The following is a 21,299-nucleotide window of genomic DNA, read 5'->3' on the forward strand; positions in this document are numbered from 1 at the left end:
GGTTTGTTATGACAAAATCAGAAATTTTACTAAGTTTACTGCAAAAAAAGATTGTCCCTGTTATCCGAGGTGACAATAAAGAAGAAGCTATTAGAGCCTCTAAAGCCTGTATAGAAGGCGGTATTAGCTGCATTGAAGTTGCTTACACCAATAAAGACGCCAGTCTCATTATCGAAAGCTTAACTATGCAATACCAAGCCAGTCAGAAAGCCTTGATTGGGGCAGGTACGGTCTTAGATGCCGAAACCGCTCGGCTAGCCATTATGGCAGGAGCACAATTTATAGTATCTCCAGCCTTCAATCCCCATACTGCAATTATCTGTAACCGCTATGCTATTCCCTACTTGCCAGGTTGTATGACCATTACAGAAATAACCAAGGCCCTAGAATATGGCTGTGAATTGGTCAAGATCTTCCCTGGCGGCACAGTGGGTAGCTCCTTTATAAAAGCACTAAGAAGTCCTCTTCCCCAGGTTAGGGTCATGATAACCGGCGGAGTAAACCTAGACAATGCCCAAGACTGGTTTAAAACCGGTGCTTCTGCCATAGGTATTGGCGGAGAATTTAACCAGCTGGCAAAAGAAGGCAAGTTTGATCAAATCACAGAAATGGCCAAAAAGTATACACAGCTCCTTAATCTCTAAGGTTAAACTGGCTGGCCACTGGGATCTTTCAAAATGAAAAGTTCTTGACAACTGGTGACTGCTTCGATTCAAGTAGTCAGCTCCACCATAAGGCTTATGTTTTCCTCAAAAAAGGGCGACTAAAACACACAGCAAATTGCAAAGAATTGGGTACAGAATTCCCATACAGAGTAAATTTTTCAAAATTGTAATATAAAAAATAGCGTGAAATCAAGGTTTTGTGAACAAAGATTTCATGCTATTTTATTACTTTAGAATTTTTTGCAGTCCCTTTTACTTTAAAATCCAATAAAGGCACCCCTATGAGGTGCGACCATTAGCTAATGCACAATTAAAAGCACAGCGTGATTTCAATCCACGCACCCCTATGAGGTGCGACAGAAAGTTATTACCAACCACGCATAAACCGTTTGATTTCAATCCACGCACCCCTATGAGGTGCGACTACTGGTGTGGCAGGCATAAGACTATCGCTGACAATTTCAATCCACGCACCCCTATGAGGTGCGACTCACTGACAGACATGCTGAATTAGATTACTGGATATTTCAATCCACGCACCCCTATGAGGTGCGACTAACCGCTAGTCGATGTGACTGAGCTAACTCTTGATTTCAATCCACGCACCCCTATGAGGTGCGACCGATGTTGATATACTTGATTTGTTCCTTAAAGAATTTCAATCCACGCACCCCTATGAGGTGCGACTGCATCCGACACAAAAACCAATTGCTTTGATGCAGATTTCAATCCACGCACCCCTATGAGGTGCGACTTCAGCGAACTATTGGCGCAAGCGAAGACGACATATTTCAATCCACGCACCCCTATGAGGTGCGACTTGCTGCACTTAATTAGATTATTATTAAAAAACAACATATTTCAATCCACGCACCCCTATGAGGTGCGACGACAAAACCACGTACAAAATTTATTTGAGACAAAAATTTCAATCCACGCACCCCTATGAGGTGCGACGTAAACTGATCCGTCGCCATCCTTGGCCTTCATGAATTTCAATCCACGCACCCCTATGAGGTGCGACTAAATCAAAAGATCAGCAAATCGAAGGACTGATATTTCAATCCACGCACCCCTATGAGGTGCGACGATCTAACTGGTCTTAAAGGTGGTGGAAAAAATATTTCAATCCACGCACCCCTATGAGGTGCGACTGTTCCAGCATGGTGGAACACGCCAATCCCTTATATTTCAATCCACGCACCCCTATGAGGTGCGACGCGGATGAATTATTCAGTTTTGGAGATGTAGCAAATATTTCAATCCACGCACCCCTATGAGGTGCGACTATACCACCTACAAAATCTTTAACACCATTAAATATTTCAATCCACGCACCCCTATGAGGTGCGACTCTCTGGGGTTGTCAACTCGTTTGTCGACATGTGATTTCAATCCACGCACCCCTATGAGGTGCGACTGCGCCAAGTAGCACAGTTTATAGAGTTTTTAGAAGCTTTCACTGATACTTTTGACAGCGTTTGTGGCCTCTTTTCTCTAAAAATAGGTATTTTTTTGCGCGAGCAAGCCCTTATTTACTGTGTAAGTAAGGTTCGCATGCCACTCTCCTTATAACAATAAAACACCCATATCCGGGTCATAAGACTCCGAACGTCCTAACTTTTCCACACGGCGCTGCCAATTTTTCCCCAGCAAATAAAAACGAATACTATCTGTCTCAATATCAATGATTTGCGTCAGACCATGTTTCATTTCCACAAATTCAGCCGGTGACAAAGAACATTCAAAAACAGAATTCTGAACACGTTGACCAAAATTCACACATAATTTAGCCACCTGACGAAGCCGCCTTCTACCAGAACTAGTCTCTGTATTCACATCATAAGTGACCAAAACCATCATCAGATCTACCTCCTAAATCATGAACGGGGGATAGCTATCTAAATCACCACGAATAGCTTTGGCTAATAGCTGAGCTTGAATATAAGGTAATAACATCAACTTCACTTTTTCCTTGGTGAAAGGATGTTCAACCTCCCTATGCTTGCGCTTTTGCCATAAGTCAATAAAGATAGCTCTGCCTTTGTCTGTTAATAAAATGCTACCGTTTTCTTTGACTTCAAAATGCTTCTTGGTCAACTGCCCCTTATTGATCATTGAGAAAACAAAACGGTCAACAATGTAAGATCTAAATTCTTCTACTAAATCCAAAGCCAGACTAGCACGACCTGGTCTATCTGTGTGGAAGAAACCCACATAACTATCTAAACCAACCGATTCTAGAGCAGACTGACATTCAAAGGTCAATAAACTATATCCAAAAGATAGTAAGGCATTGACACAATCCATTGGCGGTCTCTTACTTCTTCCTTGGAAGTAAAAAGTCTTCTTATCCGTCAATACTAAATCATTAAAAATTCGAAAATACTGATTAGCTGCCTGACCTTCAATTCCTCTTAGAGAGTCTTTATTATCAGCCAGTTGAACCATTTCTAAAGCCCAGACTAACTCACTATTAACTTCTTCAAAGAGTTGACTATCAATTTGGGAACGATGATCACGTTTAAAGCGCAATAAATATTTCCTAGAATTTGAAATTTTAGCAAGAATAAACCGCTTTGCATAGTCCAAAGAGCACTCTTGATCTGACAATCGATAATGTTCCCTACGCAACAAAACGTTCCCATTAGCTGCCCCCACATAACGACCACAAAAACGCCCCTGAGGTGTATGGAAAGAAAGATTAATCTGATTTTCTGTGCACAATTTGACTAAGGCAGGAGAAACTCCAAGATAAGAAAAGCAGACAATCCCATCAATGATTCTAAAAGGAAATCGTGACCGAACCTCACCATCTTGCTTGATGACGATATTGTCACCATCTTTAGTCACATAAAAATTATCTTGAGTCAAGTAAAGAGTGTTTAATAATTTTTTCATAGAGTATCCTCATGGCTAATAGCTTCCGCTATATAGTTAGCAATGCTTGGGGTCTTTTTACTAAGGCGAGGCTTGCAGATATCAACCAAAGAGCAGAGCCTACAATTCTTGAAATATTCGGCTGTAGGCAGTCTCTTTTCATTGTAAATCATATGCATTTGAGTAGATAGATGCTCAACTTCTTGTCGCAAATCATCTGTTATAGGAACACTTATCTTCTTATTGACACTATGGTAATAGAGACATCCCTCACTAATATGGCAACCTAGAGTTTCTTCTAAACAAATCGTTTGGGCTATTAATTGAACAATATCACGTGTGTCCTTCTTAGGCTTTCCACGCTTGTACTCAACTACTTTAGGAAGCCATTTACCTCGCTTCCCTTTGAGAGAAACACCTGCCTCATCTTTATAAAACTCAACCACATCCATAATGCCATATAGTCCAAGTCTTGCTGAAGAGATATGCATGGCTCGTGAGACTAAGAAATCTTTTCGCTTTTCTTTGATATAAGGATCATCCGCTTTTGTATGTAAAATCTGGCCATGAGCTGTTGCTTCATTATCAAGCCATTGCTGCTCTACATGAATCAGCGCCCACTGTCGCTTACAAAATTGAAAATGCTGAATCCCAGATAACATGAGATAATCATCTTCTGCATAGACCATATCAGATTCCTTCTAGGATTTCAACCTCTAACCCTTTAGCTTGATACACTGCCAATTGTTCTTGATCTAAGTGAATATCATAATCTTCATAAGTATTTTTATCTTGCTTAGTCTTATCAGCCATCAGTAAATCATAAACACGTGCACTTGAAACATTGCCGAGCTTACTTGAGTGGGTAAACCAGAATACCTGACGAACACGCATTGAACCTTCAGGACGTGCAGATGACGCATCATTTTCAAATAGACTGATAAGAGCTTCTTTGATTAAGGCTGCATCTGCAGCACTAAAGCCTGTCTTTTCAGCAAAGTGTGCATTAATAGAACCTTTAATCACATAGATCCCATAATCCACAAAGTGTTTGGTTCCCATGGTATCAGAAGAACGACTTTTATCAGTTTTTGCCTCCATACCATTGGTACTGCGTGTAATTTGAAGACTTGAAATAACAATAGGCTCTAAAGATTTAGCCATACTAATTGACACCGGACCACGAACTCCAATTGATTTCTTTAAATAAGTGAAAACTTGTCCAAAGCTACGAACATCAAACCATAATTCATTTGCTTTTTTCTCAATGTCTTCGTCCTTATCATTTTTTGTAAATTGAGCAGAAAAACGTTTTTCAAGAGAACGATAATCATCCTCAATACGTTCATTGGCTTGAACAAAGATAGATTGTCCCATATCTTGGAGACGATTACGGATTTTACGTTTGATCGAAACATCACTCATCAAACCATAGCCCTTAGCATCTGTACGAGGCATATTGCCATTTAATGGGTCACCATTTGCATTTGCTTCACGTACTTCAACTGTTACCATAAAATCAATTTTGTGTTCTAACATAAGCTATTCCTCACCTTCATTTGTTAATGTTTCTTGTTTTGTGTAATAGAATTTTTTCTCAGCGTAATAACCAAACATAAAGCGATAATCCAAAGGTTTTTCTATGGATTCTGTTTCCAACAGCGGGGTCAGAAGTTGCATAATCTCTTCTTTTTCTTTGTTTAGCTTACTCCAAGAACCCCTGCTATTGAGTTTCAAGGTTTCTTCATAAGGTTTGATTTTATTTTCTAACAGCATCATAAGTTTGGTTGGTTGCCCAGTATAAGCTGTCCAGTAGCGCTCAGCATTGGTTATACGACCACTGTCACTATTGTCTAACTTATACCGTAAGGTTTCAATCAACTCAAATATAGCTAACAATCGCCCAAAAAGATAAGAACGATTTTGATTAGTATGGTCTAGCATTGGTGACAATTCCTCCCCATTTTGTTTATGTAAAATACCAAGACTCACTTGCTGTACTTGGTACCAGTGTTTAGAATATTTTTGACGTTGCTTAATGTTTTCTTCAAGTTTTTTGACAATTGAAAATGGTACCGGCTTGCCGTCAATCAAGTTAGTCACTAATTTTTGAAATTGATCACTCTTAAAATGATCATTGTCTAATTCCAAAAAACGATCACGATCAACACCATAAGCTGCTAGAATAATCTGTATCAAACTCGGTGTATAATCAGCGTAAGACCCATCCTTACGTCGCCGTTCCCAAGAATAACGACCTTCCCACACTCCCAGATTTTCTAACAAACTGGAAGCCTGTAAATCTCTAAAATATTTTAAAGAAATTCGGCCATTACTCGTTTTATTCATAATAGCGACATAATAATTTGAGGAATCAGAAAATTGTTTCTCTCCCCGGATGAATGATGTTCCAATCTCTTTATTGGTTTGAGAAACGGTGAATTCTGCTTGCTTATCTTCATCATTGTCATAATTAAAGAGACTGTTTATAGGATTCGTAACTGTTAGCTGACTCTCATTAGTTAAATCATCACTAAACCAATTGATTAACTGTTGCTCACCACCAAGCCAAGTATGGGTATTTTCATTTTCCAAAAAATATTTGGCCATCAGATGGATTTTTTCTGAAGTTTGATTACCCACAGTGAAGACGTCGTCCCGCTCCTTAAAGCGACCTTTATAGGCCTCATTATTATTACTAACAGAAATTAACTTAGAGTTTCCAAGTAAACCACGGTGTTTAGTTGCCAACACTTCTTTTCGACCGCTAATATTACATAAAATCAAATTCTCTTGATAAGATTCGACATAAGCAATATAGGCCTGATGGAGTTCTGTAAAGTTTGTAACTGAAACCATTCTATATCCAATATAATCAACTATTGAAAATTCTAAAAAACATGCTGATAAATCCAATGTTCTTGGTTTTTTGGCTTCTAAGTCATAGGTCAATAGCAGCCCATCTCGGAGGTAAGGCTCACTCATTAAGGAGTTGATAACTTTTCCTGAAAAATCTGCTTGTAAAATAGCCTCTTGAATTAGCTTTAAATAATCTTTAACCTGGCCTTCTGGACAAGCCTTCACCCAATTATCCAACTGCTTGTGATAAGTATCATACTGCACTTGATTAACCTCAGATACAAAATAAGAAAACTTATCAACGAGTGGATGTGGAGCAGGATTTTTGCCCGATCTTGCTACAGAATCCAGTGTAACAGGGAAAACAAGAACCTCCTTGTCCCCTAAAAATTCTGCTGATATGAATTCTCCAGATTTATCCAGCTTTACTCTGATAACATTTTTACCATTAGACTTTAAGCTTGTATGATAAATCGGTAATAAAACTGGGCCACTTTTTTGAGGATTATCGACATAATTTTCTTTTTCTGCTGCCTCATAGGCTTTTAATAAGGATGTAAAGAAATCCATCACTTACCTCCTCTCTCAGCATTTTCATCAGTTTGATAAATGGCAAATTCTTCATCTACTGATTTAACCTGGCCTAGTGTTTTAAAGGCATAACTGGATAAGGTATTCATAATCTCACAATCTTTTTGCTCCTTAAAATGAATACACCCATTTTCCATAACGGTATGTGTAAAATAGGATTTCAGGGACTCAGATTTATCTTTTGGATACTTAAAGGAATGAAACATAATGCCAAAATCAATGGTTTGATCAGCATAAGCAACCTCAGCTTGCTCATAGTCTTCTTGACTAATGGCATCAACTAATCCTAGACACTCTCTGGTTCCCAAAAAGACATCTCTACGACCCCCTTTACGAATAGAACGCTCCATAATAGCTTCATGCTTATTTGGATTCCGGTCATGCATTAAGTCTGGTCTATCCTCATTCCAAGTAAAATGACACTTAATAAGGTATTCAACATCGCTGAGATAGGACACATAACTTAAGTCAGCTTTATAATTCGCTAACAAAGCTCTAACACCGTGCAATTCTGTCTGAATCTGCTTACAAACTTTAACCTCCGTGACGATATTAGTAATGGTTGGTTTGAAATAAATAGCATCAACAATGCCTTGTAGAGCTTGGCGAGTCGGAACCGAGTAAGAACTACGTTCTCCACCTCCCTTAGTTGCCGGGTTGCTAAATAGAGCCAGATCTCCTCTCACTCTAATATAAAAATTGCGAGATCGAAACACCTTCTTGCTCCTTTCTGTTGGTTAGGTTACTCATTTTAAACTGTTTTTTCCAATTCTAAAAAAGGGCCCTCTATTTTTAGAATTATTTTTTCTCAGAAATCACTTTTATCAAATTAGCCAAAGCGATTAAAATCGCTGGCACTTGAATGATAATTGTCTCAAGAAAATGAAAAACATCTTCGGTCAACAAGTAGCCTCCTTCTAATTAAAATGATAACTTAATTATAACACTTCTTCTGCTTTTGTGCAACCGGTTACATATTACTATGTAAAACTAACTAGAAAAATTATTTTTCTATCTTGAATTTCATCATCTAATTATGATAAAATTCAAGATAGATCATAGAATAATCTATGCGGATTGAAATTAGTTTGTTTTTTATAGAAAGCGGGTTTTGTTACTCTAGAAAATGAGTAAACTATCTGCTTCTTTTTTTATGCCCATCTTATCATCATAAAATTCCTGTGGTAAAATCCAAATTCGCCCGTCTAGGTAAGATTTAGCTTGTTTTAAGAATACCGAATTCTCTCTAGCATTAACAGTATAAAGCTGTAAGGCTTTCATTTTTTCTTTAATGTAGCTGTAGTCTTCAAAAGTAGGGTACGAATGATCCGCTAAAAAGTTCTCAAAGTCTTCCAATATTTCGATTGAATCCCCGTAGGGAACAAAAACACCAATACTGTCATCTTTGATTAAATCAATCTTCTGACCAGCTGTTTTGAATGATTGGCGAAGCATCCCTTTTAATTGAAGTCTTGCAAACTGATTATGACTTAAGTAATCATAAGCCGTCTGATTATGCCCAAGCGGATAATCCATAGCTTTACTATTATTCTCATAATAGCGTTTGAAGAACTCATCATTTAATACTGAGACGTCAATTGGTGACGGCTGATGATGCAAAATAGTCTCAGTAACATCTTTCTTGTTCTTAATTTCTGTTAATCTAGAAATATTTTCCTCCTCATTCTTAATATTAACAAGAGTCACTTGCCCCAAATGTCGTTTCCCTTCACGATTACAGCGCCCACTGGCTTGAACAATGGAATCTATCCCAGCATAGGACCTGACAACTTGGGCAAAATCCACATCAACACCCGCTTCAATTAATTGTGTGCTGACACAAATCAAGGGAACTTCTTCTTGGAGCAGCTCCTTAATCTCAGCTATGGTATCTAGACGATGTTGCGGACACATATTGGTAGATAATTGATAAAGAGGACGTTCTGTTTGCTCACTTAACAATTGATATAAGCGATAAACAGCTGGTTTTGTATTTAGTATCACCAAGACAGATTCTTCTTGCTCTAAAACATATTCTGCTACTTCTGACAAGCTTGCTTTGCTACTATCTTCTTTTAGCTTTTTAAGTTCTGTCCGTTCAAAAACAAGTCTCTCTTCTTTTGTTAGAGCAACAATGTCTGCCTGCTCTGCCATTTCCCCGCCATAAACCAATTGATGCTCCAAACTATCATAATCGTAAGCTGGTTGAGTGGCCGTACATAATATAATAGTGCAATTCATGACATAGCTCATAAAATTCATCATCAAATTAAAGAGACTTGTCACCTCAATAGGAAGGGATTGAACTTCATCAAGAACTATGACACTGTTAGCCAAATTGGAAAAGCGTCTGATATTGGCTGATTTGGTTTTAAATAAGCTTTGGAAAAATTGAACCATAGTGGTTAAAACAACTGGACTATCCCAACTATCAAGCAAGTATTCCTGCATAGCTTGATCGCGCGTTTCAGCATCAATCTCCTTAACTGCCTTTTCTTTGACAACATTGGAATGGTGCTCCAAGACACCATTCTCGCCAATAATACTTTTGATATCTTTAGCATTTTGTTCCAAAACAGATAGAAAGGCCGTAATATAGTAAAAACGCTTTTTATGTTGATGAGCCATCTGTTGAACGGCATAGCGAAGACTTGCTTTGGTTTTTCCAGCACCTGTTGGCAAGTTCAAACGATAAATACCTGGAGAATCACTTTGACCACGTTCTTTAACTCTCTCAGCAATCGTGGTTCTGACACGATTCAAGTCATTGCTGGGTTTTCCAAATTTTTGATAAAGTTCCTCCACTGATTGAAGATAACTAACACGACGCCCTTGATTTTCGTCTTCATTAGAAGGTAGGATAACTGCTTCATAGGCATTGACCGTATCCAGGATATCTGCATTTTTCAAAAATGATAAATAGAGACGAACAAAAACTCCAAGATAAAAATCTTTTTCCGTATCATCTTTGTAGGGTAATTTAACTAAAGCCTTTTTAAAATTATCATAAGATCTAGCAATTAAATCTTCTAAGTGATCATAACCATAGGTTGGCAGTTGTGATTCTAAATCAGTCGCAAAAGGTTGAATCGTCTTTTCAAATTCCGCTTTTTCACAAAACTTTGTAATCCTCTCCATCAAGCGATTAAACTGCGAGCGACTTGCCTCTTTATCATATAAGTCGTACATGCCATGGTGAGCTGAAATTACGTAAGCAATGACTTCTGAAAAAGCTTGACAATCTTGTCTCGAAATCCCTTGAGGAATTAAACACTGTTGAATCTTCAGCAATAGATAATAAGCTCCTGCCGATGAATGGTCTACCTGACGCTTTGGATTATTTAAGAGTTTATCTTGAAAATCTGGATGAGCCTTTCCTAAATCATGAAATAAACCCATCAAAAAAAGAACATCCCCTTGTTGTATTTTTGCCGAACAATTTCTAGCATCAATAGCTACATTAAAGAGATGGTCTTCTAAAGACTGCTTCTTTTCGAGTTTTGCATCATAGTGTCCAATAATCATAGTGTCACCTTCTTAATTCCAAATTGTAGATAAGTCTATAAGGAATTATTTCATTTTAGTTTTTATATCTTTATTATAATAAAAAAATCACAATTTGTAACCGCTTTATTTATTTTTCCCAATTTGTCATAATAAGTTAGACAGAAAAAGTCATTTATGATAGGCTCAGATAAACACCACATTTGTCTGAAAGGAACTACCATAAATGACCTATACTCATCTTACCACAAATGAACTTGTTATGATAGAGGCATATTTTGAAGAAGGAGTTTCTGTTCTTAAAATAGCTCAGTCTCTTAAACGAAGTCGGCAAACAATCCATAAAGTGGTGACATTTCTAAAAGAGGGCAATTCTGCTAGTGATTATTATCACTGTTATAAGTCCAATAAAGCTCGGTGTGGGCGTCGGAGGGTCTCACTTTCTAAAGATGAAAAGGGGTTTATCCAAGATTATTTGAAACAAGATTGGAGTCTTGATGTCATCAAAGGAACCTTTCCTGATCGTATTACCTGCTCTATGAGAACCTTATATCGTTTAGTCAATCGTGGTGTTTTCTCTGTTGAAGCAATGCCTTGGAAAGGTAAACGTAAACCTAATGGGCATTCTGAAAAACGAGGAAAGCAATCCTTTCGACGAACCATTCGTGAACGCTCTCATTCTTACCCTGAATTTGAGTCTGAATTTGGACATCTAGAAGGTGATCCCATTGTTGGTAGACATCATAAAAGTGCTGTTATCACCCTAGTTGAGCGACTCTCAAAAGCTATCATCACACTAAAAACAAATGGAAGAAAAGCTAATGATATTGAATACTCTATCCACCAATGGATGTCCCAATTTCCAAAACATATTTTCAAATCCATTACGTTTGATTGTGGTAAAGAATTTTCTAACTGGAAATCTATTTCAAATGATTATGACATTGACATTTTCTTTGCGGATCCTGGCTGTCCAGGTCAACGAGGACTAAACGAACACTCCAACGGACTACTGCGTAGACATGGTTTACCAAAGCAAATGGATTTTTCTGATTTGAGTCAACAAGTCTTAACTTCAATAGTAAATAAGAGAAATCTAATTCCTAGAAAATCGCTAGGTTATCAAACACCTTATCATGTTTTTCTGAGTCAAATGAAACTGTCTAACTTAATTTGACAAATTGGGAAACATAATCATTATAGTCATAACAAAAATAAAATGCAATATTTTTATTACTTAAATCACATAAATTAGTTAATCATGTTATAATCGTAGTAATAAAAATAATCAAAATTCTCAAAAAACTTTAAAGGAGATTTTATTATGGCTGGCTTAATTAATGACAATTTTAAAGAAGAAATTTTGACAGAACTTTCTTGGATGATGTCGGCTCTTGATGACATTAGTTTCAAATATAAAATTGAGACCTATGAGCTAATTTTAATTAAATATCGAGTGCAACCAGAGGAGGAACAGGTAATCAGTAAATTCATAGCCATGAATAATAGAACTATCCAAACTTTTACTATCCAAGAAATTCAAAATTGGATGTCCAATGAATTTCTTGCAACATTCCAAAAAGATTGGACCATATCAGATGACCTTGTTCAGAAACTCATTGATTTAAAATCCAAGCAACTTAAAATTGATTAAAACAAAAAAACTTGAACAAATTTTAGTTCAAGTCTTTTTCATGCCCAAATGCTTATGATAAACTTTGGCATTCTTTTATTGACCCTATTTTCTATTTCAAAAAGAAAATAAGTCAGTAAAAACTGCCTCTTCTACTTTGTCGGGTAATGAGTTGCGGTTTTACTGCTAGATTTATCCATCCCGTCTTTAAAACGGTCCTACGGGAAACAACTGTTAGTAGTTCCCTTTTGTTTTATTTTAAAATAAGCTTTAAAATTGTCAACAGAATGACGATTTTTAACTAATCACTTTTATTAATTACAAATAAAATTTTGAACTGAATAAATAGAATCTCACATTTGCTTGATGGTTACTTTATTCTTATCTCCTTTTGTTGAAAATCACCAAAGGGAAATACGTGATTCATAAGAATTTCATATAATAGTTTTATGATAATATAATATGTAAAGAATGAAGTAATCATGAAAAATCAACCTATTTTATATCACGCTCAGTCGACATTTACACTAGATACTTACTTAGAGATGAATCGCGTTTTTACCAAAGTTAGACTCAGAAAAATTAAACTTTGGTATTATGGATTTTTAGCACTAATCATTATCCAATTTATTATTTCCAGGAAAATGGAAGATTTAATTTTTTTAGTAGTCATGGGTATAGCATTTCCATTATTCTTTAAATTTCTCATTTCATTTAAAGCAAAAAGATACTATAATCAATCTAAAATATTTCAAAATAAAGTTGTTGATTACTCCTTTTTTGAAGACTCTGTTGAAATCAAACAAGATAACGGTGAAATGATATATAACTATACTGATATCTATCGTCTTATCATAACAAAAAGTAATTTATATCTTTCTGTAAATGGTAACCAAGCCTTGATTATAGAGGACCAAGCCAACAATCTGGAATTGGTTAATTTCCTTAAAGATAAAAGTAACTTATTCAATGCCCAAAAAGATAAAATTATTGAGTGCTAACGTTTTTAAAATAAAGAAATCATCTATCCAAAATATATATGACAAAAAGTCCTAACACCTAGATTTTAAATCTGATGTAAGGACTTTTTCATATTTTCTACTATATATAAATCAAAAAAACCGACGCCGTTACAGTTAAATCAGTTAAAATCAGTTCAGTACGACAAAGAGTCTTATCCACAAACTTAATAGTTAAAGGATAAGACTCTTTTATATATAAAACCTATAAAATGATGACTTGACTAATTCAATGAACGACTTTTCAATACAATACAGAGGCTCGAAGATAGGACTGATGGTCCATCAAGAGCCTCTAAAGCCGTAGTGAAAGTTGTTCATAATTATTAAATCTTCAAAATTCCATCTGAGACAAGGCAGCCCGACGCAGACAGTACTGATGGTACTGCAAGGAGGGCTAACGCCGTATCAGATGAATTTTAAGATTTAACAAGTTTTTGCATTTCAGCAATACGCTCACTCGTTGCATCAAACTTCGCCTGGTAATCCGCCTGCTTGTCGCGTTCTTTTTGGACGACTTCTGCTTTGGCGTTGGCGACGAAGCGTTCGTTGCCAAGTTTTTTGCCGACCATGTCTAGTTCTTTTTGCCATTTGGCTAATTCTTTGTCTAGACGAGCTAGTTCTTCTTCGACGTTGAGCAAATCTGCTAGTGGCAAGTAGATTTCTGCCCCTGTGATGATGCTTGTCATGGCCAACTCTGGTGCTTCCATGTCAGATGAAATAACTAATTTCTCTGGATTTGTAAAGCGGTTGATGTAATTGGTGTTGTCCGTGAAGAAGTTTTCTAATTCTTTGTCAGAAGTTTTAATCATGATTGTGATGGCCTTGCTTGGTGCAACGTTCACTTCTGCACGCGCATTCCGAACCGCACGGATCAAGTCTTTAAGGCTTTCCACGCCATTGTGCGCAGCTTGATTCTCAAAAACCGGATTAACGACTGGATAGGCCGCCGTTACGATTGAGCCCTGTGCGATTTGTCCGAAAATTTCTTCCGTCACAAATGGCATGATTGGGTGAAGGAGACGTAAGATTTTGTCCAATGTATAAAGAAGGACAGAACGGGTCATCACTTTTTCGGCTTCATTTTCGGAATAGAGCACTTCCTTAGTCAATTCGACATACCAGTTGGCGAACTCTTCCCAAATGAAATTGTACAAGATGTGGCCTGCAACACCGAATTCGAACTTGTCAAAGTTCTCCGTAACTTTGACGATAGTCTCATTAAGGTTGTGAAGAATCCATCTATCAGTCACATTCCCCGCTTCAGACTTAGCAATTTTAGCCACATTGCTCTCAGCTACTTCTAATGTCAAGCCTTTGTTGTTCATGAGGATATAACGGGAAATGTTCCAAATCTTGTTAATGAAGTTCCAGCTGGCATCCATTTTTTCATAAGAGAAACGCACGTCTTGTCCTGGAGCAGAGCCGTTTGATAGGAACCAACGTAAGCTATCTGCACCATATTTTTCAATAACGTCCATTGGGTCAATACCATTACCCAATGATTTAGACATTTTACGTCCTTCTTCGTCACGGATTAGACCGTGGATAAGAACGTTTTGGAATGGGCGTTGGTCAGTGAATTCCAATGATTGGAAAATCATGCGTGATACCCAGAAGAAAATGATGTCATAACCAGTAACTAATGTTGATGTTGGGAAGTAACGTTTGAAGTCTTCAGCCTCTGTATCAGGCCAACCCATAGTTGAAAATGGCCATAAAGCAGATGAGAACCAGGTATCAAGAACGTCTTCATCTTGTTTCCAACCATCACCTTCTGGTGCTTCTTCTCCTACATAGATGTCACCCTCAGCATTGTACCAAGCTGGGATTTGGTGCCCCCACCATAATTGGCGTGAGATAACCCAGTCATGGACATTTTCCATCCAAGACATGAAGGTATCATTGAAACGTAGTGGGTAAAATTCTACTTTGTCTTCTGTTTCTTGGTTAGCAATGGCATTTTTTGCCAATTGGTCCATCTTCACAAACCATTGGGTTGATAAACGTGGCTCAACTACGGCACCTGAACGTTCAGAATGACCTACTGAGTGAACACGTTCTTCAATTTTAACTAGAGCTCCAAGTTGTCTTAATTTCTCAACAGTTGCTTTTCGGGCATCAAAACGATCCATACCAGCAAATTCGCCTGCAAGCTCATTCATTGTTCCGTCATCATTCATAACATTAACTTGTGGTAAGTTATGGCGTTGACCAACTAGGAAGTCGTTAGGATCGTGGGCCGGTGTTACTTTAACAACCCCTGTTCCAAATTCAGGATCAGCATGCTCATCGCCAACGATTGGGATAGGCTTATTCACGATTGGTAAAATAACGTTTTTGCCAATCAAATCTTTGTAACGAGGATCTTCTGGGTTGACAGCTACAGCCACATCCCCAAACATGGTTTCTGGGCGGGTAGTTGCCACTTCTAATGCGCGCGAGCCATCTTCCAACATATAAGTCATGTGGTAGAAAGCGCCTTGAACGTCTTTATGGATAACTTCGATGTCGGACAAAGCTGTGCGGGCAGCCGGATCCCAGTTAATGATGAACTCACCACGGTAAATCCAACCTTTTTTGTAGAGGTCAACAAAGACCTTGCGAACGGCTTTTGAAAGACCTTCGTCTAGGGTGAAACGTTCGCGGGAATAATCAACTGAGATTCCCATCTTGCCCCATTGTTCCTTGATAGTAGAGGCATACTCATCTTTCCAGTCCCAAACTTTTTCCAAGAATTTTTCGCGGCCAAGATCGTAGCGAGAAATGCCTTGCTCGCGCAGACGTTCTTCTACTTTAGCCTGAGTCGCAATCCCCGCATGGTCCATCCCTGGTAACCAAAGAGTATCAAAGCCTTGCATGCGTTTTTGACGGATGATGATATCTTGAAGTGTTGTATCCCACGCATGTCCAAGGTGAAGTTTACCAGTTACATTTGGTGGTGGGATAACGATTGAGTAAGGTTTAGCTTTTTTGTCGCCTGAAGGCTTAAAAACATCTTGGTCAAGCCAAGTTTGGTAACGCCCAGCTTCAACTTCAGCTGGATTGTATTTTGGTGATAGTTCTTTCATTGGTGTTCCTCAATTTCTATTAATCTTTGATAAATGTCTTCTGCTATCTCTTTAGCTGACAAATGGGTGTTGTTAATCTTATGATAATGTTTAAGTTTCTTGGGAGCCTCTTTAGGATTAAAGAGGGCAAAGTCCATGGTCTTTAAAATATCATCTTCAGACCACTTTAGATCTCGCTTCAATGGCTTATGCTTAAGACGGTTCTCTGTTTTATTTCGGCGAAGTCTTTCTCTTAAGTCAGTCTCTAGCTCAACAAAACAAATTTCTCTACCATAGCGATGAAAAATAGCCTGTACCTGTTCTAAGAGACAGACATCATCTGGCGAATTAAAATCAATGACAACTGTAAAAATCATTCCCTGTCCTGTCTTTGCAAAACTTTCAAAGAAATCAAAGCGGATCTTCTGAATTAATTCAGTCGCATCTGCTGACCAAGGCATAAATTTAAGAACAAAATCAATACTTTCATGATTGTGAAAAAGTGTCATATCAGTTAGCTTTTCCAGTTCTTGACCAATGGTCATCTTCCCAGAAGCCTGAGCACCTATAATAACAAGATTCATTTTTTGCTCTCCCATTCAGAGCGTAAGAGGCCGTATCTGAGATCATCTGTCCGTCTTCCCAGAGGATCTTTACGATCGCGGATCCTGCCTTCTAAGCTAAAACCTAATTTCTCCGCAACCCGTTGGCTTTGCTTATTATAAGAAAAACAGCCAACTTCAATTTTATGCAAATGAAGCTCTGTAAAGCCATATTCTATAAGAGCTCTGGCTGCCTCAAGCATATAAGCCTGTCCCCAGAAATCAGGATGGAGCAGGTAACCAATCTCATAGACATCATCTGCACGCTTGTGATTAAAGTCAATAGAGCCGATAATCTTATTGTCATCTTTTAAAGCAATACCATAGCCAGAAGGCAGTCCTTCCTTCTCCAGATTAGCTGGGTAGATAGTCTGCAAATAGTTGATTTCCTCTTCTACAGTTGGGACGGGAGGAAAGCCCGCCTGATAGGTGACTTGACCTAGGCTAGCAAAGGCAAAGATATCCTCAGCATCAGATAAGGTCCGCTGTCTAAGAATCAGCCTGTCTGTTTCTAGTGTCGGCAAGAGATTATTATCATATTTTCCTACTATTTTCATCATAGGCTAGTCTCCTAACTATTGGGATTTACTCTTTAATGACCTTGGCTGGTCAGTAAGAAGGGCTATTTTCACTACAAAGGCTGCTGCTAAAAGACTTTGTGGATAAGGAAAAGCTTAGTTAAATCATAGAAAAATCCCCATCTAGCTTAGCTAGACAGGGACGAATTGATTGCTTAATCCGCGGTACCACCACTGTTTCAGATTACTGAACGAATCTGCGACTTTATCTCTTTACTTGTAAGCCTCAGCAACAACTTTTGACATTTGTACGGATTTCTCAATACCACCGCTTTCTGTAACAAACAAACTCAAAAGACCTCTGATTGCTAATAGTTTAACAGATTTCAAGACTTTAAGCAACGAGAAATGACCTAGTTTTTAAAACTAACACCATTTTCTTTCAATTTCTTAACTGTTGCTGGGCCAATCCCTTTTAAGCTAAGAATATCTTCTTCAGCAACTGTTTGAAAATCTTCTGAGCTTTTAATACCACTATTATATAATGTCTCAACCAGATTAGCACGAATCCCTTCAAGAGCTGGAAGTGCTGAGAAGTCCTCTAAAGTAAGAGGAGCTTTTTCATTTTCCGTAGACGAAATAACTCCTGTAAACTCTTTTTTGAGATCTTCATAGGTGCTACTTGCCACTTTTTCTGCAGTTTGAACTGCTGCCTTACCAGACTCAATCACAGTTTCGACAGTTTGCTCAACATTCGATAGAACTGTTTTTAGCAAGCCTTGGCGTTTTAACTTTCTTTTATATGCTTTTTTATTATTTTTTCCTTTTGCCATATGACTGTCCTCAATTTCTTCAATAATTTTTTGTAGATAATAGCTGATCTGGTAAGTCGTGGAAGGCCTTACCCTGTCGATAGTTATCGAATTTACCAAGCATAAACTGATAAGCGTCTAGCTTACTCTCGTAACGAATAAAAGCATCCTTGGCTCTTTGATCACCATTTTCTTCAGCTATCCTTTGACTGGTTGTCATAGCAACTTGGTTAACTTGAATCTGGGTCTGGACCCATTCTTCAAAATCTTTTAGAAATTCTTCTTCGTAAGACATGCTTCCTACCTTCCTATTTATCTCATAGATTATAACATATGTGGGCTTTTTCTGCCATTCCCCTAGACAATATGCTAGAAAAAGTTAAGAGTCTGTGTTATAATATCTAGGTTGCATAGGAAGCTATGTATTTTAGGAGGAAAGAATGAAGCACGAACATATAGGCGTTTTAATTAAGATGGCCAGTCTAGAATTTGACCGCAAGGCTAGTAGTATCTTATCAGCAGATAAGATAACACCAAGTCAATTCAAGGTTCTAAAGTATCTTTGCCTCCAGCCAGAAGGAAGTGTGCGGCAGATTGATTTAGAAAATTTTTTTGGCATGACCAACCCAACTGTCACAGGTATCTTACAGAATTTAGAAAAAAAAGACCTGATCAGCAGAGAAAATCACCCCACTGATAAAAGGTCTAAACTGATCTTTTTAACAGATAAGGCGGACTCAGCAAAGCAACAAATTCTAGCAACCAGCCAGGAAATCGAAAAAAGCTTTACAGCTAAATTAAGCTCAGAAGAAATTCAAACCCTCAGACCCTTGCTTCTAAAATTACTAAAAGAACCCAAAGTAAGAACAAAATAAAAAAAGGAGGTATGCATGCAAGTTAACAAACTACAAACAGAAAAAATATCAAAATTACTCTTTGCTATGGCTATGCCAGCTATTACAGCAAACCTGGTCAGTTCACTCTATAATATTATTGACCAAATCTATATCGGCCATGGGATTGGTTATCTTGGTAACGCCGCTACCAGTGTCGCATTCCCCTTGACCATCATCTGCTTGGCCTTTGGTCTAACCTTTGGCCTAGGCGGAGCTTCTAATTTCAACTTATCACTGGGCAGAGGTCAGGTTGATCGGGCTAGCAAATTTGTTGGCAATGCCATTAGCCTATCTCTTTCAGTTGGACTTTTGATTGGGATCCTAGTCATTATCTTTATTAAACCCTTACTACTTTTATTTGGGGCAACTGATGCCACCATGACCCTGGCTCAGGATTTTACAGCCATGACTGCCTTTGGCATTCCTTTTTTACTCTTCACTATGAGTGTTAATCCTCTTGTCAGAGCAGACGGTAGCCCAACCTATTCTATGATGGCTATTATCTTCGGAGCTATTTTAAACACGATCCTGGTACCCATTTTTTTATTTTATTTACACTGGGGAATCAAAGGGGCTGGCCTAGCCACCCTAATCAGCCAAATCTGCTCTGCTATTTACATGGGCCTTTATTTTAGAAAATTTAAATCCGTCCAACTTAAGGCCAATGATTTTAAAATTCGTAAAGAGATTGTCTTAGACATTTTGTCTGTTGGATCTTCTTCCTTTATTTTTCAAGCTTCTATGCTGATCATACAAATTGTGACCAACAATATGCTGCGTAAATTTGGAGCACAGTCTGTCTATGGCAGTGATATTGCTATTGCAGTGGCTGGCATTGTAATGAAAATTAATTCCCTTTTTATTGCAGTCATTATCGGCTTGGTACAAGGAGCACAACCAATTCTGGGCTATAACTACGGAGCTAAAAATTTAGCACGAGTTAAAGAAACAACCCAATTGATGTTAAAAACAGCCATTATCATCTCGCTTGTCGCCTTTACTTCGTTTGAACTTCTAACCAGACCTTTCCTTGAGCTCTTTGGTACAGGTTCTAAGCTTTATTTTCAATTTGGAATGAAATACGTCCGCGTTTTCTTATTCTTTGTATTTTTAAATGGTGTCCAAATTTCGGCAACAACCTTTTTCCAATCCATTGGAAAATCTGGAATCGGAGCCTTCTTATCTTTGACCAAGCAAATTATCTTCCTACTGCCCCTACTCTTTATCCTACCTCATTTTATGGGAGTAGAAGGGGTCATGTTTGCTGCTCCTATCTCTGATTTGATCGCCTTTGTTTCAGCACTTTACTTTTTAAAACGTGAATTCAAACGCATGCCTCACGATCTAAGGGCTGATGGCCTATAAAAATGAAAAAGAAAAGACAAACTCCTTTTAGGTCAGCTTGTCTTTTTTATATTATTTCACTTTACAGGGACTTGATCCCTTATTTTCTACTTTCTTGTCAGTTTTAGCTTTTGCCCTACATTTAAGGCATGAATACGTTCTGGATTAATCACGTCTTCTAGGAGGTCTTTGGGATTCTCATTAAAGGTGTTCCAAGTGGGTGCATCACTGGAACCCCAATGGATACAAAGAAGATCTGCCTTTGGATAAGCATTAGCTTCCTTGATAGCTCCCTCATAGGTGATATGCCAGTTATTGTCAGAAAAATCAAAGAGGATCATGTCAGGATTTGGCATGTCTAAATGTTCCTTTAAAAGCTGACTATCACTTGGTAACCAAATGGTTCCGTCAACTGTCTCAATCCAGAAACCCAGGTACTCTTCTTCTCTCCATTGACGGTAATTGTACTTGCTCATCTCATTTTGCCAGTTGTGACGCGTCGGCGTTGTTGTAATCTTGATATTCTTAACCATAAAACTGGCACCCACAGCATGTTCTTTGGTAGCAAAGCCTCTTTCAAGCAACATAGGCTGGCGCATGAAAGGAAGCTGTGTTTTCTTTGATATGAGCTAAGGTTTCAAAGCTGAGATGGTCATTATCTACATGTGAAATCAAAAGGCTGTCAACCTTAGGTATGCTTTTAGAGTCAAGGGGCATGTCAATCAGTAAAGGCATATCAAAACTATCCAAAATAGGATCAATTAAAAGAATTGTACCGTAACTATTTATTAAGATCGAAGCATTTCCCAACCAGTAAACCTCTGTCCCTTCAATAGGGTCAAAAGCGCTGAGCGGAATATTGACTGTCTTTTCTGGCATTGCTTGCCCTTTTGGACTAAAAGCTACTGACATTATTCCTTTACCTC

20 protein-coding genes and 1 CRISPR repeat array are annotated in these 21,299 nt (G+C 38.0%); of the genes, 6 read left to right on the forward strand and 14 right to left on the reverse strand.

What is annotated here, in order from left to right:
• Positions 1 to 8 precede the first annotated feature (8 nt).
• Entirely contained in the window at positions 9 to 644 is a 636-nt protein-coding gene (locus tag HBN42_RS03540; protein WP_165993696.1) for a bifunctional 2-keto-4-hydroxyglutarate aldolase/2-keto-3-deoxy-6-phosphogluconate aldolase, read from the forward strand.
• Positions 645 to 926: 282 nt separating this feature from the next.
• A CRISPR array of direct repeats spans positions 927 to 2,086; the repeat unit is 33 nt; unit sequence ATTTCAATCCACGCACCCCTATGAGGTGCGACT.
• 148 nt (positions 2,087 to 2,234) lie between these two features.
• Here the strand turns inward: HBN42_RS03540 and cas2 are convergent.
• The 7 genes from cas2 to cas3 form a co-directional block, all read right to left on the reverse strand.
• A complete protein-coding gene (gene cas2, locus HBN42_RS03545; protein ID WP_165993697.1) occupies positions 2,235 to 2,528 on the reverse strand; it encodes a CRISPR-associated endonuclease Cas2 in 294 nt (97 codons plus the stop codon).
• 12 nt (positions 2,529 to 2,540) lie between these two features.
• A complete protein-coding gene (gene cas1c, locus HBN42_RS03550) occupies positions 2,541 to 3,566 on the reverse strand; it encodes a type I-C CRISPR-associated endonuclease Cas1c (protein WP_165993698.1) in 1,026 nt (341 codons plus the stop codon).
• Positions 3,563 to 4,234: a CRISPR-associated protein Cas4 gene (cas4, locus tag HBN42_RS03555; RefSeq protein ID WP_165993699.1), complete on the reverse strand. Its 672-nt coding sequence runs from the start codon at positions 4,232 to 4,234 to the stop codon at positions 3,563 to 3,565. Before cas4 ends, cas1c begins: the two co-directional genes overlap by 4 nt.
• Position 4,235: 1 nt before the next feature.
• The gene (gene cas7c, locus HBN42_RS03560; protein ID WP_165993700.1) at positions 4,236 to 5,084 is read right to left on the reverse strand and encodes a type I-C CRISPR-associated protein Cas7/Csd2; all 849 of its coding nucleotides are present in this window, start codon (positions 5,082 to 5,084) and stop codon (positions 4,236 to 4,238) included.
• Between the two features lie 3 nt (positions 5,085 to 5,087).
• Positions 5,088 to 6,974 carry a type I-C CRISPR-associated protein Cas8c/Csd1 gene (gene cas8c / locus HBN42_RS03565; protein WP_165993701.1) on the reverse strand — a complete coding sequence of 629 codons (1,887 nt, stop codon included), beginning with the start codon at positions 6,972 to 6,974 and terminating at the stop codon, positions 5,088 to 5,090.
• Complete coding sequence (gene cas5c, locus HBN42_RS03570) at positions 6,974 to 7,711, reverse strand: type I-C CRISPR-associated protein Cas5c (protein ID WP_165993702.1); 738 nt, start codon at positions 7,709 to 7,711, stop codon at positions 6,974 to 6,976. Before cas5c ends, cas8c begins: the two co-directional genes overlap by 1 nt.
• Positions 7,712 to 8,114: 403 nt before the next feature.
• Positions 8,115 to 10,520 (reverse strand): CRISPR-associated helicase Cas3', encoded by a 2,406-nt coding sequence (gene cas3, locus HBN42_RS03575; protein WP_165993703.1) that lies wholly within the window; start codon positions 10,518 to 10,520, stop codon positions 8,115 to 8,117.
• Between the two features lie 205 nt (positions 10,521 to 10,725).
• On the opposite strand from cas3, the gene HBN42_RS03580 reads away from it, so the two are divergent.
• From HBN42_RS03580 to HBN42_RS03590, 3 genes are all read left to right on the forward strand, one after another.
• Positions 10,726 to 11,676 carry an IS30 family transposase gene (locus HBN42_RS03580; protein WP_165993704.1) on the forward strand — a complete coding sequence of 317 codons (951 nt, stop codon included), beginning with the start codon at positions 10,726 to 10,728 and terminating at the stop codon, positions 11,674 to 11,676.
• 147 nt (positions 11,677 to 11,823) lie between these two features.
• The gene (locus tag HBN42_RS03585; protein ID WP_165993705.1) at positions 11,824 to 12,153 is read left to right on the forward strand and encodes a hypothetical protein; all 330 of its coding nucleotides are present in this window, start codon (positions 11,824 to 11,826) and stop codon (positions 12,151 to 12,153) included.
• A 461-nt stretch (positions 12,154 to 12,614) separates the two neighbouring features.
• Positions 12,615 to 13,133, forward strand: a complete 519-nt coding sequence (locus tag HBN42_RS03590; RefSeq protein ID WP_165993706.1) for a YcxB family protein — start codon at positions 12,615 to 12,617, stop codon at positions 13,131 to 13,133.
• A 437-nt stretch (positions 13,134 to 13,570) separates the two neighbouring features.
• Here the strand turns inward: HBN42_RS03590 and HBN42_RS03595 are convergent, their stop codons facing one another.
• The 5 genes from HBN42_RS03595 to HBN42_RS03615 all read right to left on the reverse strand — a co-directional run bounded on the left by HBN42_RS03595 (position 13,571) and on the right by HBN42_RS03615 (position 18,428).
• Entirely contained in the window at positions 13,571 to 16,222 is a 2,652-nt protein-coding gene (locus HBN42_RS03595; protein WP_165993707.1) for a valine--tRNA ligase, read from the reverse strand.
• Positions 16,219 to 16,785: an ATP-binding protein gene (locus HBN42_RS03600; protein WP_165993708.1), complete on the reverse strand. Its 567-nt coding sequence runs from the start codon at positions 16,783 to 16,785 to the stop codon at positions 16,219 to 16,221. Before HBN42_RS03600 ends, HBN42_RS03595 begins: the two co-directional genes overlap by 4 nt.
• Entirely contained in the window at positions 16,782 to 17,363 is a 582-nt protein-coding gene (locus HBN42_RS03605; RefSeq protein ID WP_165993709.1) for a GNAT family N-acetyltransferase, read from the reverse strand. Before HBN42_RS03605 ends, HBN42_RS03600 begins: the two co-directional genes overlap by 4 nt.
• A gap of 371 nt (positions 17,364 to 17,734) precedes the next feature.
• The gene (locus HBN42_RS03610; protein ID WP_165993710.1) at positions 17,735 to 18,154 is read right to left on the reverse strand and encodes a helix-hairpin-helix domain-containing protein; all 420 of its coding nucleotides are present in this window, start codon (positions 18,152 to 18,154) and stop codon (positions 17,735 to 17,737) included.
• A 19-nt stretch (positions 18,155 to 18,173) separates the two neighbouring features.
• Positions 18,174 to 18,428: a DUF1912 family protein gene (locus HBN42_RS03615; RefSeq protein ID WP_165993711.1), complete on the reverse strand. Its 255-nt coding sequence runs from the start codon at positions 18,426 to 18,428 to the stop codon at positions 18,174 to 18,176.
• Positions 18,429 to 18,573: 145 nt separating this feature from the next.
• Between HBN42_RS03615 and HBN42_RS03620 the strand changes: the two genes are divergently transcribed.
• Both HBN42_RS03620 and HBN42_RS03625 read left to right on the forward strand, forming a co-directional pair.
• The gene (locus tag HBN42_RS03620) at positions 18,574 to 19,008 is read left to right on the forward strand and encodes a MarR family winged helix-turn-helix transcriptional regulator (protein ID WP_165993712.1); all 435 of its coding nucleotides are present in this window, start codon (positions 18,574 to 18,576) and stop codon (positions 19,006 to 19,008) included.
• Between the two features lie 15 nt (positions 19,009 to 19,023).
• Complete coding sequence (locus HBN42_RS03625; protein ID WP_165993713.1) at positions 19,024 to 20,394, forward strand: MATE family efflux transporter; 1,371 nt, start codon at positions 19,024 to 19,026, stop codon at positions 20,392 to 20,394.
• Between the two features lie 86 nt (positions 20,395 to 20,480).
• Here the strand turns inward: HBN42_RS03625 and HBN42_RS10080 are convergent, their stop codons facing one another.
• Together HBN42_RS10080 and HBN42_RS10085 are read right to left on the reverse strand one after the other, a co-directional pair.
• Positions 20,481 to 20,960 carry an MBL fold metallo-hydrolase gene (locus HBN42_RS10080; RefSeq protein WP_235925317.1) on the reverse strand — a complete coding sequence of 160 codons (480 nt, stop codon included), beginning with the start codon at positions 20,958 to 20,960 and terminating at the stop codon, positions 20,481 to 20,483.
• Positions 20,950 to 21,285: an MBL fold metallo-hydrolase gene (locus HBN42_RS10085; RefSeq protein ID WP_235925316.1), complete on the reverse strand. Its 336-nt coding sequence runs from the start codon at positions 21,283 to 21,285 to the stop codon at positions 20,950 to 20,952. The genes HBN42_RS10080 and HBN42_RS10085 overlap by 11 nt, the downstream gene beginning before the upstream one ends.
• Positions 21,286 to 21,299 lie beyond the last annotated feature (14 nt).

It is taken from the genome of Streptococcus catagoni (assembly GCF_011421425.1).
GTDB lineage: Bacteria > Bacillota > Bacilli > Lactobacillales > Streptococcaceae > Streptococcus > Streptococcus catagoni.